This window comes from Herbaspirillum sp. VT-16-41, from assembly GCF_001994935.1.
Lineage (GTDB): Bacteria > Pseudomonadota > Gammaproteobacteria > Burkholderiales > Burkholderiaceae_D > Herbaspirillum > Herbaspirillum frisingense.
Window position 1 is genome coordinate 336330 of the sequence record NZ_MUXB01000114.1, and the last position, 18019, is coordinate 354348.

At 63.4% G+C, this 18019-nt stretch carries 14 protein-coding genes; 4 read left to right on the plus strand and 10 right to left on the minus strand.

Features of this window, described 5'->3' with window-relative positions; genetic code table 11:
* Positions 1–141 precede the first annotated feature (141 nt).
* The 6 genes from BTM36_RS29355 to BTM36_RS16825 form a co-directional block, all read right to left on the minus strand.
* Positions 142–1476, minus strand: coding sequence for a PAS domain-containing methyl-accepting chemotaxis protein (locus tag BTM36_RS29355; protein ID WP_077237154.1), 1335 nt, complete (start codon positions 1474–1476; stop codon positions 142–144).
* Between the two features lie 316 nt (positions 1477–1792).
* Positions 1793–3454: an MFS transporter gene (locus BTM36_RS16805; protein WP_006712641.1), complete on the minus strand. Its 1662-nt coding sequence runs from the start codon at positions 3452–3454 to the stop codon at positions 1793–1795.
* Between the two features lie 584 nt (positions 3455–4038).
* Positions 4039–5241 (minus strand): TIGR03364 family FAD-dependent oxidoreductase, encoded by a 1203-nt coding sequence (locus BTM36_RS16810; RefSeq protein ID WP_077237155.1) that lies wholly within the window; start codon positions 5239–5241, stop codon positions 4039–4041.
* A 313-nt stretch (positions 5242–5554) separates the two neighbouring features.
* Complete coding sequence (locus BTM36_RS16815) at positions 5555–6589, minus strand: putative 2-aminoethylphosphonate ABC transporter substrate-binding protein (protein WP_077237156.1); 1035 nt, start codon at positions 6587–6589, stop codon at positions 5555–5557.
* Between the two features lie 95 nt (positions 6590–6684).
* Complete coding sequence (locus BTM36_RS16820; RefSeq protein WP_077237157.1) at positions 6685–8430, minus strand: putative 2-aminoethylphosphonate ABC transporter permease subunit; 1746 nt, start codon at positions 8428–8430, stop codon at positions 6685–6687.
* 7 nt (positions 8431–8437) lie between these two features.
* Positions 8438–9559 (minus strand): putative 2-aminoethylphosphonate ABC transporter ATP-binding protein, encoded by a 1122-nt coding sequence (locus tag BTM36_RS16825; RefSeq protein ID WP_254427024.1) that lies wholly within the window; start codon positions 9557–9559, stop codon positions 8438–8440.
* Positions 9560–9846: 287 nt separating this feature from the next.
* On the opposite strand from BTM36_RS16825, the gene BTM36_RS16830 reads away from it, so the two are divergent.
* The gene (locus BTM36_RS16830; protein ID WP_077237158.1) at positions 9847–10389 is read left to right on the plus strand and encodes a hypothetical protein; all 543 of its coding nucleotides are present in this window, start codon (positions 9847–9849) and stop codon (positions 10387–10389) included.
* Positions 10390–10594: 205 nt separating this feature from the next.
* On the plus strand, positions 10595–12514 hold the full coding sequence (locus BTM36_RS16835) for a SurA N-terminal domain-containing protein (RefSeq protein ID WP_077237159.1): 1920 nt from the start codon (positions 10595–10597) through the stop codon (positions 12512–12514).
* 274 nt (positions 12515–12788) lie between these two features.
* On the opposite strand, the gene BTM36_RS27860 is transcribed toward BTM36_RS16835, so the two are convergent.
* Positions 12789–12968, minus strand: coding sequence for a hypothetical protein (locus BTM36_RS27860; RefSeq protein ID WP_139347172.1), 180 nt, complete (start codon positions 12966–12968; stop codon positions 12789–12791).
* Positions 12969–12997: 29 nt separating this feature from the next.
* Here BTM36_RS27860 and BTM36_RS16840 point away from each other — a divergent pair, with 29 nt between their 5' ends.
* Positions 12998–13717 (plus strand): glutamine amidotransferase, encoded by a 720-nt coding sequence (locus BTM36_RS16840; protein WP_039876277.1) that lies wholly within the window; start codon positions 12998–13000, stop codon positions 13715–13717.
* An 88-nt stretch (positions 13718–13805) separates the two neighbouring features.
* Here BTM36_RS16840 and BTM36_RS16845 read toward each other — a convergent pair whose 3' ends face one another.
* Positions 13806–14429, minus strand: a complete 624-nt coding sequence (locus BTM36_RS16845; protein ID WP_174616870.1) for an arylesterase — start codon at positions 14427–14429, stop codon at positions 13806–13808.
* 52 nt (positions 14430–14481) lie between these two features.
* On the opposite strand from BTM36_RS16845, the gene BTM36_RS16850 reads away from it, so the two are divergent.
* The gene (locus tag BTM36_RS16850) at positions 14482–15204 is read left to right on the plus strand and encodes an ABC transporter ATP-binding protein (RefSeq protein WP_077237160.1); all 723 of its coding nucleotides are present in this window, start codon (positions 14482–14484) and stop codon (positions 15202–15204) included.
* Positions 15205–15210: 6 nt separating this feature from the next.
* Here BTM36_RS16850 and BTM36_RS16855 read toward each other — a convergent pair whose 3' ends face one another.
* Both BTM36_RS16855 and BTM36_RS16860 read right to left on the minus strand, forming a co-directional pair.
* Entirely contained in the window at positions 15211–16155 is a 945-nt protein-coding gene (locus BTM36_RS16855; RefSeq protein WP_006712631.1) for a DMT family transporter, read from the minus strand.
* Positions 16109–17677, minus strand: coding sequence for a bifunctional ADP-dependent NAD(P)H-hydrate dehydratase/NAD(P)H-hydrate epimerase (locus tag BTM36_RS16860; protein ID WP_077237161.1), 1569 nt, complete (start codon positions 17675–17677; stop codon positions 16109–16111). Before BTM36_RS16860 ends, BTM36_RS16855 begins: the two co-directional genes overlap by 47 nt.
* Positions 17678–18019: the final 342 nt, after the last annotated feature.

Genomic DNA, 18019 nt, shown 5'->3' on the forward strand with positions numbered 1-18019 from the left:
GGGGAATAGGGAAATCGGCGAATGGTGAGGCATGGGGCCCTTGCCAGTCCGAGCAGCGCAAGCGTCAATCGCCGCGAGTGGTAGGGATCGTCGCTGCTGATCAGTGCTAACCGCGACTAATCCCACTTTTCCCGTCCCGGCTTATTTCATCAGGATTTGCAACTGCTCCAATGCCCCGTTGACATGTTCGATCTCATTGGTCTGATTGTGGGCGGAGACGCTGATCGTCTCGATGATTTCGCTGATGTTGTTGATCGACTCGACGATGGTGCTCATGGTCTTCCCCGCGTTCGTGACCAGGTCAGATCCTTCCCGGGCCTCGTTGACCGATTCACCGATCAGGGTCTTGATCTCACTGGCCGAGGCCGCCGTGCGTTGTGCCAGGCTGCGCACTTCGCTGGCTACCACGGCAAATCCTCGCCCGTGCTCGCCGGCTCGCGCAGCCTCGACTGCCGCATTCAGGGCAAGCAGATTTGTGCGGAAGGTGATCTCGTCGATCACGGCGATGATCTCGGTAATCTTTGCCGCGCTGGCATTGATTGCGCTCATCTTATGAACGACTTCATTCATGACCTCGCCCCCTTGCACAACGACGGAGGAGGTCGCCTTGACGAGATTGTTCGCCTTCTGCGCACTGCTCGATCCCTCACTGAGCGCGCCGGTCAGGCCCTTCACCGCTGCCTGCAGAGTCTGGGTGGCCTGTGTCTGGATGGTGACGTTGGTCGCATATTTGACGATCTTGAAGACGCGGCCATTCATGTCAAAGATGGGGTTGTAGTTCGCCTGTAGCCACAAGGGATCGCCATTTTTCTTGACGCGGCGATACAGCCCTGCATCAGCTTGCCCCATGCCCAGGCGATGCCAGAAATCCTTGTATTGAGGAGATGCGCGCTCGGTCTGCTCGACGAAGATGGAATGATGCTTGCCCTGGATTTCAGCAAGTGTATAGCCCACCGCCTGCAGGAAGTTGTCGTTGGCGTGGAGTATGTTTCCTGCGACATCAAACTGGATCACGGCGCGGACCTTGTTGATCGCCTTGATCTGGCCCGAGAAGTCGGCCACCTGTAGCTGCTGTTGCGTGACGTCGCGCGCATATTTGACGATCTTGAAGGGCCGTCCCCAAGCATCCATGATGGGATTGTAGGTGGCCTGAATCCAGACCTCGGCACCCGATTTCGTGATGCGACGATAGAGACTCTGTTCAAATTCGCCACGCGCGAGCTTTTCCCAGAATTTTGCGTACGCGGGCGTATTGCGTTCTTCCTCTGCCACGAAAATGCGATGGTGCTGGCCTTTGATCTCGACGAGCGAGTAGCCCATCAGATCGAGGAAATTCCTGTTGGCCTTGATGATTTTTCCGTCGAGGCTGAACTCAATGACGGCCAGCGCCTTGTCAATGGCGGCGAGCTGCCCCAGCGTATCGGCTTTCTTCTTGCTGAGACGAGATAGGAATCGGAAAGAATCAAGGAATGTCATGGCAAAGGGTTTACATGGTTGGTTTTTGTCATGCGCACTGGCAAGGCTGGCGCCCCCTCCTGAGAGGGATTTTCCTGCGCGCGACGCAGCGTCTGCGTCATTGGCCCTAGTGTATGAATCTTCAGCAACGCGTCCATCAGAGATTTCCTGATGGGCTTGTCTGGAGGATTGGAATGTTTTTGCTGCGGGGAGGGGGCAGGACACAACTTGAGCTTATTCGCGAGAGCCCGCAGGCATATCGACTGCCACGGTCGCGACGCCCAAAAGAAACGCCCCGCGACAGGGCGCGGGGCGTTAAAGCGGGTATGTCTTGCGGTCAGTCGTGGATGTTGTTGTGCACGGTTTCCTTGACGAACAGCAGGCCGATCACGAAGGTGATCATGGCGATCACGATCGGGTACCACAGGCCGTAGTAGATGTCGCCCTTGAAGGCCACCAGCGCGAAGGAGGTGGTCGGCAGCAGGCCGCCAAACCAGCCGTTACCGATGTGGTAGGGCATGGACATGGAGGTGTAGCGGATGCGGGTCGGGAACATTTCCACCAGGGCGGCGGCGATCGGGCCGTAGACCATGGTCACGTACAGCACCAGGATGAACAGCAGCAGCAGGACCATGGGCTTGTTGATCTGCTCCGGATCAGCCTTGCTCGGATAGCCGGCAGCCTTGATGTCGTCAGCCAGTTCCTTGGACAGTTGCTTGTCCTTGGCGGCCGCATCTTCCTTGGACAGGCCGTTGGCCTCATAGGAGGTGATGACGCGATCGCCGATCTTGACGGTGGCCACCGAGCCCGGTGCGCCTGCCACGTTCTGGTAGTTCACCGAAGCGGCCGACAGCTTGGCCTTCACGATGTCGCAGGACGAGGTGAACTTCTTGGTACCGGTCGGGTTGAACTGGAACTGGCAGCTGGCCGGGTCGGCGGTCACGATCACCGGCGACTTTTGCAAAGCCGATTCCAGCGCCGGGTTGGCGAAGTGGGTCAGGCCGTTGAAGATCGGGAAGTAGGTGACGGCGGCGATCAGGCAACCACCCAGGATGATGGGCTTGCGGCCGATCTTGTCCGACAGCGAACCGAAGAACAGGAAGAAGGGCGTCGCCAGCAGCAGGGCGGCAGCGATCAGGATGTTGGCGGTGGGACCATCGACCTTCAGGGTCTGGGTCAGGAAGAACAGGGCATAGAACTGACCGGTGTACCACACCACGGCCTGGCCGGCGGTCAGGCCCACCAGCGCCAGGATGACCAGCTTCAGGTTCTTCCACTGGCCGAAGGCTTCGGTCAGCGGAGCCTTGGAGGTCTTGCCTTCAGCCTTCATCTTCAGGAAGGCGGGCGACTCGTTCATGGACATGCGGATCCACACCGAGATAGCCAGCAGCAGGATGGAGACCAGGAAGGGAATGCGCCAGCCCCAGTCGGCGAAGGCGGCTTCACCCACCGCAGTACGCACGCCCAGGATCACCAGCAGCGACAGGAACAGGCCCATCGTGGCGGTGGTCTGGATCCAGGCGGTGAAGGCGCCGCGACGACCTTCCGGCGCGTGTTCGGCCACGTAGGTAGCCGCACCGCCATACTCGCCGCCCAGTGCCAGGCCCTGCAGGATGCGCAGGATGATCAGGATGATCGGGGCGGTGATGCCGATGGAGTTGTAGTTGGGCAGCACGCCGACGATGAAGGTCGATGCGCCCATGATCAGGATGGTCACCAGGAAGGTGTACTTGCGACCTACCAGGTCACCCAGGCGGCCGAACACCAGCGCGCCGAAGGGGCGCACGATGAAGCCGGCGGCAAAGGCCAGCAGCGCAAAGATGAAGGCAGTATTGGGATCGGTGCCGGCGAAGAACTGCTTGGCGATGATGGCCGCGAGCGAGCCGTAGAGGTAGAAGTCATACCATTCGAAAACGGTGCCTAGCGACGAGGCGAAGATGACTTTCTTCTCCTCCGGTGTGATGCCGCGCGCAGTCGTGTTGACTGATGCTGTGGTCATGTTTGTCTCCTTGGTTTTAATTGATATTGCTACTGCATGGATGCCTGCGGTACCCGGGGTACGGACCCTGCGATGCAACAGGTGCAACAGATGCAACAGATGGTCGAATGGGGCGTTATGCAAGAACGCACCGGAGACAGCATGAAGATTCCTCCCTCGCCTTCCCCGTCAGACACAAACCGCGATATTGGCTTCGCATTGCTTGCGTAAGGACCCACTTGTCCATGCCGGGAGTGTGCGACGTCAAACTTACGCAAGACTTGCTCCAAACTTACACAAGCTTACAGCGCAGGACGGCGATTTCAGGTTGCGCTGCAGCAGGCAAAGTGGCCTCTGGCAAGGCTTTGCAGGGCGGGGAGTGGCTATTGCGATGCAGCGAGGATGTCAGGGGGCTCGCATCTGTCCAGGCAAGGGGTGAAGTTTTTTCTGTCAGGAACAGGCAGAAAAACCTGAAGCGGACGTCAGGGCAGGTGTAGCGGGAAGGGAAGCGGACGAGAACGCGGGGAAGGATAGCGGGCCGGTCGAAGACCGGTGGCGCGGCAGCGAGGCCGCCGCGCCGGAGAGGGATGCCGAGGGTAAAACGATCAGGCCAGCGCCGTCGCCGGTGCCGGCTGGGCAGTGGGCGTAGGCAGGCTGTCACCTTCCAGCAAAGCCTTGACCACGCGCTCGCCCAGGCCCAGGCCCACGCTCATGCCGATGCCGGTGTGCATCAGTACCACCGAGGTGTGGGCATCGATGGGCAGGGCCGAGAACGGTCCCGGGCCCTTGCTGCCGTAGACGCCTTGCCAGCGCTCGATCACCTTGACCCGGGTGGCCAGGGTATGTTCCACCAGGCCCAGCATCAGTTCATCGACCTCTTCGCTGTTGAAGGGCGGCGAATCGCTGCCGTAGTGGTGCGAGTCGCCCACGATCAGTTCCTGGTACGGCGTGGGGCTGACCAGCAGGTGGATGCCGTGCTTGTTGAGCAGGGGCGCATTGGCCTCGATCTCGGCATGTACTGCGCGCGCGGTCGGCAGGTCCGAGAAGGCGCCATAGTGGGTGCAGGACAGCCCGGTCAGCACCGCATGGGTCAGTGGCAGCGGCTCTTCGGTCTTCAGGCGCAGCATCTGCAGGCGGCACTGTTTCAGGTTCATCGGCTGCAGGCGATCGGCGAACAGGGTCAGGTAGTCGTGACCCGAGCAGACCACCACGCGCTCGGCACGGAACTCGCCGGCCGTGGTAGACAGGCGGCCATCGGCCGTGCCATGCACCAGGGTATTGAAGCGGAAATGCACGCCCTGCGAGTGCAGGTAGGCTACCAGCGCCGGCATCGCCTCGCGGGAATACAGTTGCAGGTCTTCGGTGCCATGCAGGGCCGAACGGTGATGGCGGAAGCGGCCGTTGTAGAGGGCGTTGAGCTTGTCGCCTTCCAGCAGCGAGGCGCGGTAGTCGTACTGGCGGGCGCGCACCATCATGAATTCTTGAAGCACATCGTGCTCGGCTTCGCTGCGGGCAAACAGCAGGGTGCCGGCTTCGCGGGCGCTGAAGTGGGCGCGCGCGGCCAGGTGCAGCCAGATGGCGCGGCTTTCACGTGCCAGGTCGAGCATGATGCCGGGCGGCTGGCCGGTCACCAGGCCCATGCCGAAGTTGCGCACGGAAGCGCCCAGCGGGGTGCCGGTACGTTCGAACACGGCCACCTTGAGACCGCGCTTGACGGCCGCATAGGCATGCGCCAGGCCGAGGATGCCGGACCCGACCACGGCCAGGTCGAAGTGTTGCGGATCGTGTTCTGAGGGGGATTGCGTCATGGGAATGCTCCATCGGATACGGTTGCGAGATGTGGTGCTGCCTGTTGTGGACGGACGCTCTGTCGGCGTCCTGTGGTCCTCTCCACGCGCCGTCGCAGGCTGGGCTGCGATGGCGCCGAAGTTCTGTCAACGCGGGGCTGTGTCGAAGATGCGACCCAGATGACCGTTCGCCCTGAGTAGCGGCGTCGCCGCGTATCGAAGGTTCACCGTCTGTGCGCCCCTTCGACAAGCTCAGGGCCGGCTTCGATACGGCCCGGCCCGGGCCTGCTCAGGTCGAACGCTTCCGGTGGATTTCGTCACAGCCCCGGAGAAGTTACTGCTTCTTCTCGGACTTGCTTTCGTAGCGCTTGCTCCACTCGGTCAGGATGCGATCACGGTTGGTGCTGGCCCAGGTGAAGTCGTTCTTGATCAGGCGCTTTTCGTAGTCGGCCGGCAGCAGTTCGTCCGGCTTGGCCACGCCCGGGATGGCGACCACGGCGAAGTTCTTTTCATACAGGGCCATGGCTTCCTTGCTGGCGGAGAAATCGGCCAGCTTCTTGGCTGCTTCCAGGTGCTTGCTGCCCTTGACGATGGCGGTGGCTTCGATGTCCCAGCCCAGGCCTTCGGCCGGCAGGATCACGTCGATGGGCGCGCCTTCCTTCTTGGTCTTCACGGCGCGGTACTCAAAGGCGATACCGATCGGGAATTCACCGGTGGCCGCCTGCTTGCAGGGCTTGGAGCCGGAGTGGGTGTACTGGCCGATGTTCTTGTGCAGGGCGTCCATGTAGGCCCAGCCCTTGTCTTCGCCCATCATCTGCAGCCAGGCCGAGACGTCCAGGTAACCGGTGCCGGAGGACGCCGGGTTGGGCATGACGATCTTGCCGGCATAGACCGGCTTGGTCAGGTCGGCCCAGGAAGTCGGCTTGGGCAGACCTTGCTTCTGCGCTTCCACGGTGTTGAAGCAGATGGCCGAGGCCCACACGTCCATGCCGACCCAGGCCGGCGGGTTGGCAGCGCTGCGGTACTTGCCGTCGATGGCCGACAGGCCTTGCGGTGCGTACGGGGTCAGCATGCCTTCCTTGTCCAGCAGGGCCAGGCTGGTGGCGGCCAGGCCCCAGATCACGTCGGCCTGCGGGTTGGCCTTTTCGGCCAGCAGCTTGGCGGTGACGATGCCGGTGGAGTCGCGTACCCACTTGATTTCGATGTCCGGATTGGCCTTCTGGAAGGCGGCCTGGTAGGCCTTGATCTGGTCGGCTTCGAGGGCGGTGTAGACGGTCAGCGTGGTGGCCGCTTGCACGGCTGGTGCCGCCAACAGCATGCCGGCGCCGATCACCGATGCGAGCAGGGAAAACAGCTTGGTTTTTTTCATGATGGCCTTCGTCTGTGAATGGCTAGGTTGAAAAAGCGTCGGAAACGCGAGGGTAAAAAAGTGCGAGGGTAAAAGCGGACAAGGGGAGAACCCGGTCAGTGGGCGCGCCCACGACGCCAGGCCTGGGCACGCGCCAGCCAGCGGCTGCCGGCCAGGTGCATCAGCAGCGCGGCGGCGGCCGAGGTCAACAGGATCAGGGTGGACATGGCGGCGGCCGGGCCGACATCGCCGGCATCATCCATGTTCAGCACCGCCACCGAGGCCAGCACGGTGTCCGGGCGGTACAGGAAGATCACCGCCGAGACCGTGGTCATCGAGGAGACGAACAGGTAGCGGAAGATCTCCAGCATCTGCGGCAGGCACAGCGGCACGGTGACCCGGATAAAGGTCTTCAGCAGCGGCACCTTCAGCGACAGCGAGGCGGCCTCGAATTCCGGATCGAGCTGCTTGAGGGCGGTGACGGCGGTGAGGTGGGCCGTAGTGTAGAAGTGCACGATGGAGCAGAGCACCAGCAAGCTCATCGTCCCGTACAGGAAGTTGAAGGGATTGGCCGGATGGTTGAAGAACAGCAGGCTGCCCAGGCCCAGCACCAGTCCCGGTACCGCCATCGGCAGGAAGCACAGCATGCGCAGCAGCGCGGACAGCGGCGCCTGGCCACGGGTCTTTTCCATCAGCCAGGCGCCGCTGAAGATCACCACGGTGCCGACCACGCTGGTGCCGCAGGCCAGTTTCAGGCTGTTGAAATAGGCCAGCCAGCCACCACCGTCCATGTTGTCGAAGTCGTAGTGCTGCAGCGTCAGTTGCAGGTTGTAGGGCCACAGCTTGACCAGCGAGGCGCCCATGGCCACCACGATCATCATCAGGATGGCGGCGGCGATCAAGGCCACCGCCAGCAGGTTCACGCCGTCACGCCGCCAGTCGGGGCGGGGCACATAGACTTCCGAGCGGCTGCTCATGTTGGCCCGCTGGCGGCGCTGCAGCCAGCCGTCCAGGGCGAAGGTCAGCAGGGCCGGCACCAGCAGCAGCAAGCCGATCAGCGCACCGCGTCCGAACTGCTGCTGGCCGACCACCGCCTTGTAGGCTTCCACCGCCAGCACGCTGTAGGCGCCGCCGGTGATCTTGGGCACGCCGAAGTCGGTGATGGTGAGCGTGAAGACCAGGCACAGCGCGCCGAAGATGCCATAGCGCGTGGCCGGCAGGGTGACCGTGCGGAAGATGCGCCAGCGCGAGGCGCCCATGGCATGGGCGGCGTCGTAGAGGCGTCCGTCGGCCTGCGACAGGGCCGACAGGAGAATCATCATGGCATGCGGAAAGGTGTAGAACACTTCACCCAGCAGGATGCCCCAGAAGCCATAGATGCTGCCGTCCATCCATTCCTTGAACAGGCCCTGGTTGCCAAACAGGTAGATCAGCGCGATGCCCGGCAGCAGCGACGGTGCCAGCAGCGGCAACAGGCCGATCCCGCGCCACAGGCCCTTGAAGGGGATGCCCGTACGCTGCAGGGCATAGGCGAAGACATAGGCCAGCGGCACCGTGACCACGGCGGTCATGGCCGAGACCCAGAGGCTGCGCCCCAGCATGGGCAGGAAATTGATGTTGGCGAAGAGTGCCATCAGCGGCGCCGCACCGGCCCAGCTGCCATCGGGCTGCAGCACCGCCTGCGCCAGGATGAACAGCAACGGCCCACCCAGGCCGACCAGCAGCAGCACCAGCAACAGCCACTTGAAGCCGGCCAGCAGGCCCTGGCTGCGATCGACCGTGCTCAGGGGCAGGGCCGGGGCGGGCTGCACGGATGGTTCGATCGCCATGGCGGACGAAGAAAGGGAGGAGGGCATGCTCATCGCAGATTCAGGCAAACACCTGCAGGGCCTGGCGCGGCAGGGCCACCCACAGGCCGTCGTTGGCGGGCAGGGCGGCCAGGCGTTCATGGGCCTGGTCGCTGACATCGGCCAGCAGGGTCTGGCCGGGCAGCGCGTCGGCGGCCAGTGCCAGGCGGTAGCGGCTACCCAGGTAGATGCGGTCGGTCACCCGCGCCTGGAAACGGTTGGCGGTGGCGTCGGTGGCAAACAGTTCGATCGATTCCGGGCGGCAGAACAGGCGGCCGCTGGGCAGTTCGGCTTCCTCGGCCTGGATTTCCAGGCGCAGCGCTCCCACCGCGACCTGCGAGCCGGAGATGCGGGTAAAGGGCAGCCAGTTGGCATGGCCGATGAAGTCGGCCACGAAGGGCGTGGCCGGGCGCCGGTAGATCTCGGCCGGCGTGCCGAACTGTTCGATGCGACCGTGCTGCATCACGGCGATGCGGTCGGCCATGACCATGGCTTCTTCCTGATCGTGGGTGACCATCAGGGTGGTGATGCCGAACTGCTTTTGCAGGCGGCGGATTTCCAGTTGCAGGTGTTCGCGTACCTGGGCATCCAGGGCCGACAGCGGTTCGTCCAGCAGCAGCAGGGACGGTGACGGCGCCAGTGCGCGGGCCAGTGCCACGCGCTGTTGCTGCCCGCCGGAGAGCTGGCCGGGATACTTGGCCTGGCTGCCGCCCAGGCCGACCATGTCCAGCATGGCCGCGACCCGATCCCGGCGTGCATCACGCTTCATGCCGGTGAGGCCGTAGGCGACGTTATCGGCCACCGTCAGGTTGGGAAACAGGGCATAGGACTGGAACAGGATGCCGTAATCGCGCGCCTGGGGCGGCAAGTGGGAGATATCGCGCCCGCCGGCGTGGAGCTGGCCGGCGTCCTGGCGTTCCAGCCCGGCGATGGTGCGCAGCAGAGTGGTCTTGCCGCATCCGGACGGCCCCAGCAGGCAGACCATCTCGCCGCGACGCACTTCCAGCGATACCCGATCCAGCGCGGTGAAGGCGCCAAAGCGCTTTTCGATGCCCTGCACGGTCAGGAAGCCGGTCTCGCTGTGCTCCTGCGGGTCCTGGCAGGGCGGCAGCGCAAGCGCGGCGGAAGAAGGATTGTGCATCATCTCGGAAGTGGTCTCGCTAGCTCGCGTTGTTGCCCAAACGCAGCGCCCGTGCGGAGTTGCGGGGCGCAGCCGGGGGTGGAAAGCATGCGGATGGTACGGTGAAAATATGACTGCTGGATGACACCCCCTGCTGCAATAGCGGACCAGAATCCTTGCTATAGATTGAAGCTATGGATGCCCGCCCGGACTCCCGGGAGCAGGGAATCGGCACGGCGATTTGCGGTCCAATCCTTCATTGACGAGCGGCATTGAGTGAATCAAGATCGTTCATCTGAGAGGAGACCAGAATGAATACACGCACCAGGCCGGCGCGGCTGCCGACCTCGCCGCGCCAGTTGGTCAGGCGATTGGCCATCTCGGGCGTGGGCGTGGCGGCCATGCTGGCCGCCTGCTCGGCCCCGGAAAGTACCCAGGAAACCCGTGACGAGCTGGCGCGCACCCTCATCGAGCAAAAGAAGACCACCGAAGACGGTACCTCTACCGCGACCACCGTGGATGGCTACAAGGTCGACCTGGCCAAACGCATTTCCCAGGTCAACTTCACCAGTGTCTATGTGGAAAGGCCGCAGGCGTTGCTGCGCTCGGTGATCGTGATCAAGTACATCGTCGATGGGGATGGCAATCTGGTCAAAAGTGAAATCCTGCGCAGCAATCGCGACAAGCACGCCGAAGCCAGCGCCCTGGGCAGTCTGAAGACCGCCGCGCCCTTTCCCAAACCGCCACCGGCGCTGTTGAAGCAGGGCCGCATCGAACTCTCGGAGAGTTGGCTGTTCAATAATGACGGCCGTTTCCAGCTGCGCAGCGTGGCCTTGGCCCAGATGGACCGCTAGGGGGCGGCAGGGGCGCAAAGATGCCTCAGGGCATTGGCATGTGTATAATGTCGCGCGAGCACGACGGTGTGCGTTGTGCGTCCCGGGCCCAAGGGCCTGCGCCGGATCAGGGCGAACGCGAGTTCGCCCTTTTTATTATCCGCGGACGCCCGGCGGCAGTCCTCGCTGACCTTCATTGACCAGATCGTTTATTGATTGGCTATTCATGTTTGATTTCATTCGTACTCACCAGCGCCTGATGCAGTTCCTGCTGCTGCTGTTCATCTTCCCGTCGTTCGCCTTCTTCGGCCTGGAGGGCTATAGCCGCCTGACCGATGACAGCGGCGTGGCCAAGGTGGCCGGCCAGACCATCACCAAGGAAGAATGGGACGCCGCGCACCGCCAGCAACTGGAGCGCATGCGCCAGGTGTACGGCAACCAGTTCGATAGCAAGATCTTCGATAGCCCGCAGGCGCGTCGCGCCATCCTGGACAACCTGATCGCCCAGCGCGCCCTGGGCGCCGAAGTGGTGGCCAACAAGCTGGTGGTGCCGGACCAGGTGCTGCAGCAGAGCATCCTGCAGATCCCCGGCCTGACCAAGCCGGACGGCAGCTTTGACAATGAACAGTATCGCGTGCTGCTGGCCGCCCAGGGCATGACGCCCAAGGGCTACGAAGCCGGCCTGCGCCGTGAAATGGCCGTGCAGCAGTTGAACGCGGCCATCCAGAGCACCGCCTTCGCGCCCCGGACCGTGGCCGAGAACCTGTCGAACCTGAACGATCAGGAACGCACGGTGCAGATGCTCAACTTCAAGCCGGACAGCTATGCCGCCCAGGTCAAGGTGAGCGACGACATGCTCAAGGCCTACTATGACAAGAACGGCGCCCGCTTCGAGACCCCGGAGCAGGCCGACATCGAATACGTGGTGCTGGACGCTGCCGCCGTGGCCGCCCAGGCTGCCGTTACCGACGACGACATCAAGGCTTACTACGAGCAGAACCAGAAGCAGTACGCCACCGAAGAACAGCGTCGTGCCAGCCACATCCTGATCACCGTCAAGAAGGATGCGCCGGCAGCCGAGAAGGCTGCTGCCAAGGCCAAGGCCGAAGGCCTGGTGGCGCAACTGCGCAAGAACCCGGGCGACTTCGCCAAGCTGGCCAAGGCCAACTCGCAGGACCCCGGTTCGGCTGAAAACGGTGGCGACCTGGGCTACTTTGCCAAGGGCGCCATGGTCAAACCCTTCGAAGATGCTGCCTTCAGCCTCAAGCAGGGTGAGATCAGTGATCCAGTGGAATCCGACTTCGGCTATCACGTGATCGAAGTGACCGGCATCAAGCCGGCCGCCGTCAAGCCGCTGGAATCGGTCAAGGCCGAGATCGGCGCCGAGATCAAGAAGCAGATCGCCGCCAAGAAGTATTCGGAAATGGCCGACCAGTTCAACAACCTGGTCTATGAAAACGGCGACAGCCTCAAGGCCGTCTCCGACAAGCTCAAGCTGAAGATCCAGACCGCCACCGGCGTGACCCGTGCGCCTAACCCGGCCGCTGGCCCGCTGCCGTACAACAATGCCAAGTTCCTGACGGCGTTGTTTACCGACGACGTGATCAAGGCCAAGCACAATACCGAAGCCGTGCAGACTGCCCCCAATACCCTGGTGGCCGGCCGCATGACCAGCTACAAGCCGGTTGCCAAGCGTCCGTTCGAGGAGGTCAAGGCCGATGTGCAAAAGGCCGTGCTGCAGCAGGAAGAACAGGCACTGGCGGTCAAGGCCGGCCAGGAACGCCTGGCACAGCTGCAGGCCAAGGATGACGCCACCGGTTTCAGCGATGCCAAGGTGGTCTCGCGCGTGAAGTCCGACGGCTGGACCCAGGAAGCCTTCAATGCCGTCATGAAAGCCGATACCGCCAAGCTGCCAGCCTACGTCGGCGCCGAGACGCAGGGCCTGGGTTACCAGATCTACCGTGTCACCAAGGTGGAACAGCCCAAGACCGTCGACACCGCCCGCCGCAAGGCCGAGCAGGAACAGATCGTGGCCGCCTTGTCGCAACAGGAAGCCCTGGCTTACCTGGACTACCTGCGCGAGAAGGCCAAGACCAAGCTGCTCAAGGGTGCCGCTGCAGTCAGCGCGGATGACGCCGCCAAGTAAGCTGGCGTGACCCGCGACGGGGCATGCGCGCACCGGGATCGTGAATCGGCGCGCAGCTCCGCCCAGTTCAGGGGAGTTGTCGGCATGTCTGCCACAATTTACTAAAATATTTACCGAGGCCGCTTTTCCAGCGGCCTTTTTTGTTTCATCATGGACACCGGCGCAGCCTGCATGCGGGATGTACAGGCGGGGGATGCACAAAAGAGCAGGGTTCGGGGATGGACCTTTTTCTGTTTTTGTCCCTCGGGATTTCGTCGGATCTTGTCAGTCCCGGTCAGTTTTCACTCAGCGAGAAAATGCACATATTGTGCTGATGAAGTGAAAATAATGTCATCCGCATGCCATCTTGCGCCGTTTTTGGAATAAACGGCTGCCGTAAAGTTGTCGCTGCCTCCAGTCGAAGTTCGAAGGCATCGCTCGGTGTATTTCCCACAAGGAATGCTTCCGATGCCATGTTTTGCCCTGAATACCGACCACGTTTTTATGCCTGCCCCAGTCCTGATCATCCAAACCGGCGATGCCAATCCTGCCCTCAAGACCAACTATGGTGGTTATGCCGACCAGATAGGTTGCGCCGCCGGTCTGTGCCACACCGAAATCGAAGTCGTCACCGTCTATGAAGGGGAGCGCCCCTCCTGCCCACGCAGCTACCGGGCCGTCTTCATCACCGGTTCGCCGGCCATGGTGACCGACAAGGAAGACTGGAGCGAGCGCACCGCCGAATGGATCCGCGACGCCGCCGACCTGGATACGCCGATGTTCGGCATCTGCTACGGCCACCAGCTGCTGACCCATGCCTTCGGCGGTGAAGTCGGCTACAACCCGGCCGGCCGGGCCGCTGGCACCATGCACGTGGAAACACTGGAATGCTGCCGTCAGGATGAATTGCTGGGCGTGCTGCCGGAGGCGTTCCCGGCGCACATGCTGCACATGCAGTCGGTGCTGCGGCCGCCCAAGGACGCCATCGTCATGGCCCGTTCGCCGATGGACCCGCACCACGTGATCAAGCACAAGCACAACGTCTACTCGACCCAGTTCCACCCGGAGTTTTCGCCCGAGTTCGTGCGCGCTCACCTGCGCTACTACACCGACATCTACCGTGGCTGCGGCATCGACGCCCAGGCCCTGTGCGAAAAGGTCAGTGCAACCCCGCAATCGACCGGGCTGCTGCGCCGTTTCCTGGACCTGTACGCGCGCCATTGAGGCGTAGCTGTCCGGTTCTTCTGCTGGATGAACGAAGCCCCTGGCGCCAGTGACGGCGGCAGGGGCTTCGGCTTTCAGGGCGGGGGATCTACTTCTTGCCCAGCAGTGGCTTCAGGTGTGGCCAGACATTGTCCAGCAGCCTGGGCTGGGCTTGTTCGTTGGGGTGGATGCGGTCAGCCTGGAACAGCGACAGGTCGGCGGCAATGCCCTCGAAGAAGAACGGTACCAGCGCCACCTTGTTGGCCTTGGCCAGGTCCTGGTACATCGCGGCGAAGCGGCGCGTGTAGTCCGGGCCGTAATTGGGCGGAATCTGCATGCCGATCAGCAGCACCTTGGCCTTTTGCTGGCGGGCCAGGTCGATCATGGCCTGCAGGTTGTCCTGGCTGGTCTTGAGCGGCAGGCCGCGCAGCGCGTCGTTGGCGCCCAGTTCGATCACCAGGATTTCCGGCTGGTGCTGCGTCATCAGCGCCGGCAGGCGATTGCGTCCGCCGATGGTGGTGTCGCCGCTGATGCTGGCGTTGACCACCCGCAGTTCCGATTTGTCCTGCTGCAGCCGTTGCTGCAGCAGCCCGGTCCAGCCGGTGCCGCGTTGCAGGCCATATTCGGCCGACAGGCTGTCACCGAGCACAAGCAGGTTTTTTGGGGCAGAATAAGCGCTCGCCGTCGCCAGCACCAGGGCGACGCCCGCCAGCAGCCGCAGCAGCCAGCCCATTACGCTGGTGCGCGCCGCGCCCCTCCCGGACCCCCTTGCCTGATTGCCCTGCATGCCTGCTTCCCTTCCTGAAACTGATACCGATACCGCACAATCCGTCGTCGTTGCAGCCATTGAAGTCCTTCAGTTATCCAAACATGTTGCCGATGTCGCCGCGCCCGGTGGGCGTTTGACTATCTTGAGCGACATCGATTTTACCGTGGCCGCCGGTACCACGGTGGCCATCGTCGGCGCCTCCGGCTCCGGCAAGTCCACCTTGCTGGGCCTGCTGGCTGGACTGGATACCCCCAGCGAAGGTTCCGTGCGGCTCGATGGCGAAGACATCTACGCCCTCGATGAGGATGGCCGGGCGTTGCTGCGCAAGCGCAAGTTGGGCTTCGTGTTCCAGTCCTTCCAGTTGCTCGGGCACTTGAACGCCCTGGAAAACGTGATGCTGCCGCTGGAGCTGCGCGGCGACGGCCAGGCCCGCGCCAAGGCCGAGCAGATGCTGGGCCGGGTCGGCCTGGGCAGCCGTCTGAAGCACTATCCCAAGTACCTCTCCGGGGGCGAGCAGCAGCGCGTGGCCCTGGCCCGCGCCTTCGTCACCGAACCGCCGCTGCTGTTCGCCGACGAGCCCACCGGCAGCCTGGATGCGGCCACCGGTGAATCGGTCATCCAGTTGATGTTTGAACTGAACCGCGAACGCGGTTCCACCCTGGTGCTGGTCACCCACGACAACGGCATCGCCGCGCGCTGTGAGCGCACCCTGACCATCGCGGCCGGACGCCTGCTCTGAGCCTGGTCAGACCGCTTCCATCGGATCGGCCGGCGGCAGCGGATGGGCGCGTTTGTGCTCGATATAGGCGATGCCGATCCCGCTGGCGCAGATGATGGCGATGCCCAGCACCGTGATGCTGTCGGGGAATTGCCCGAACACCAGCCAGCCCATGCCCGAGGCCGAGATGATCTGGGCATAGAAGAAGGGCGTCAGCACCGAGGCTTCGGCATGCCGGTAGGCGGTGTTCTGCAGGAAGTGGCCGATGGTACTGGTAATGCCGGTGGACACCAGAATCGCCAGTTCGATGGCTGTCGGCGTATGGGCGCTCCAGAAGAAAGGCACCATCAGCGTCGACAGCACGCTGCCCACCAGCGCCCCGTAGAACAGTGTCACCATGGGATTGTCGGCCTGGCTGGCCTTGCGGTTGAGGATGGACATGAATGCCATCGTCAGTGCCGACACCAGCCCCAGCGCCACCCCGTGCGGCGGAATGTCGCCACTGGGGCGGATCACAATCAACATGCCCGTAAAACCCACCAGCACCGCGATCCAGCGCGAGAGATAGCTGCGTTCGCCCAGTAGCCAGGGTGAGATTGCCAGCACGATCAGGGGTGCACAGAAATTCATCGCCGTCCCTTCAGCCAGCGGCACGATCTTCAGGACCGAAAAGAAGATCAGCGTCGACGCCAGCAGCAGCGCACCGCGCCCCAGTTGCAGGCCGAGCCGGTTGGAGCGCAGGATGCTGCGCCCGTGCCGGCGCTGGTACAGCGGCGCCAGGGTCACGGCCATGAACAGCAGATTGATGGTGTAGCGCATCCAGGCAATCATCACCACGTGGTAGCCGGCCAGGGCCAGCAGCTTGCCTGCGGTATCCAGCAGCGACAGCGTCCACAGCCCGGCGATGAGAAACAGGATGCCCAGCTTATGGCTGGGGGCGATGCGGGGATGCGGCAGGACGGCGCTGGACATGGTCTCGGATGATCTGGTTGAACACCGCCCGGATGGCGGGAATGAATTCGCTTGCGGTCAGCCCCACCGGGCCCAGGCCCGCGCCTACCAGCTGGTCGGCGGCGGCGCCGTGGATCCAGGTGGCGGCCAGGGCAGCGGCGCGGGTCGGCCAGCCTTGCGCCAGCAGCGCACCACACAGGCCCGAGAGGACGTCGCCGGTACCGGCAGTGGAGAGCGCCGGGTTGCCGCTGGGGTTGATGAGGATTTCGCCATCGGGGAAGGCGATGACCGTCCCCGCGCCCTTGAGCACGGTGATGGCATTGAACTGGCGGGCCAGCAGGCGCGCTGCCTGCGGGCGGTCCTGCTGGATCTGCTGGGTGCTGCTGTCGAGCAGGCGGGCCGCTTCCAGCGGGTGGGGCGTGATGATGCTGGTGATCTCGGCACCGGCCTGGTGGCGCCGGTGCAGCTTGTGCTGCAGGGACGGTTCGGCCGAGATCAGGTTCAGGGCATCGGCATCGATGACGATGTCGGCCTCGCTGTCCAGCGCGCGCGCCAGGATGTCATGCGCGTGGCGCGAGGTGCCCATGCCGGGGCCGATCACCAGCGCCGCGCTGGCACCGAACTCGACCCGGTCGGCCAGGCGGAACATCAGTTCCGGGTGCTTGTCGTCATAGGCCGGACCTTCGTCGACGAAGGCCACATAGACCCGCCCGGCACCGCTGAAGGCCGCCGTGCGCGCAGCCAGCACCGGCGCACCGGCCATGCCGCGTGCACCACCCACCACGATGACATCGCCATAGCTGCCCTTGTGGCTGTTGTTGGCACGCGGCTTGAGCGCGGTGGCGAAGCATTGTGGGCCGTTGAGGAAGGCGCGGGCTGGCGGGAAATGGCTATCGTCAATCTCCAGCGGTTCCAGCACGATATGGCCGCTATGGTCGCTGCCGTCACAGGTGTGCAGACCGGGCTTGTCGGAGATGAAGGTAATGGTATGGGTGGCCTGCACGGCCAGCCCCTCACGTCCGCCGACGATGCTGCCGGTATCGGCATTCAGGCCGCTGGGAACATCGATGGACAGCACCGGACAGCGCAGGCTGTTGATGTAGTCGATGATGGGTCGGAGCCTGGGACCGGGCGGGCGCGTCAGGCCGATGCCGAACAGGCCGTCGATCACCAGCGCCCAGGACTGGGCGCGCAAGGCGGTGTCGCTCAGATCGTCGATGAACTGGATTTCGGCTTCGCGCACGCGGGCCAGTGCACGCCGCGCATCTTCTGGCTGGCGGCTTTCGTCGGCATGCAATTGCACGCTGACTTCGATCCCCGCTTCTTCCAGCAGCCAGGCCGCCTCCAGCGCGTCGCCGCCGTTGTTGCCCGGGCCGGCCAGCACCAGGACAGACGGCGAGGACACCGTGGCCGAGCACAGCAATTGCTGCGCCAGCTCGGCAATGGCGGCGCCGGCACGTTGCATCAGGGTGTAAGGGGGCAGGGCGGACAGGGCCTGCTGTTCGACTTGGCGGATCTCGGCAACGGAGTGGAGCGCGCTCATGATCGTGGTCGCTGGTGCATTCGTTGGACAGCTGGATGGATGAAGTGAAGCTCAGGCAGGGCGCAGCAGTGCCACGAAGGGCAGCTTGCGTCGGCCGTCAGGCAGGATGCCGGCGCAACGGTGTCGATTTTAAGTGAATTAGGGGCGTGGCGCAGAACCGTCTCAGATGAAAAAAATCGGCGCGCTCAAATGAGGCCCGGTCGTCGTGACTGATGCGCTGGCCAGGTCGGCGTAAAAAACGGGCTTGATGGCTGGATCTGGGGTGGGTGACTCCGTGCCATGCCACGCCTTGCTGCAGAGGATGACCTGTTGGACCTGATGTTGGTCGGGGTTGCAAAAGGT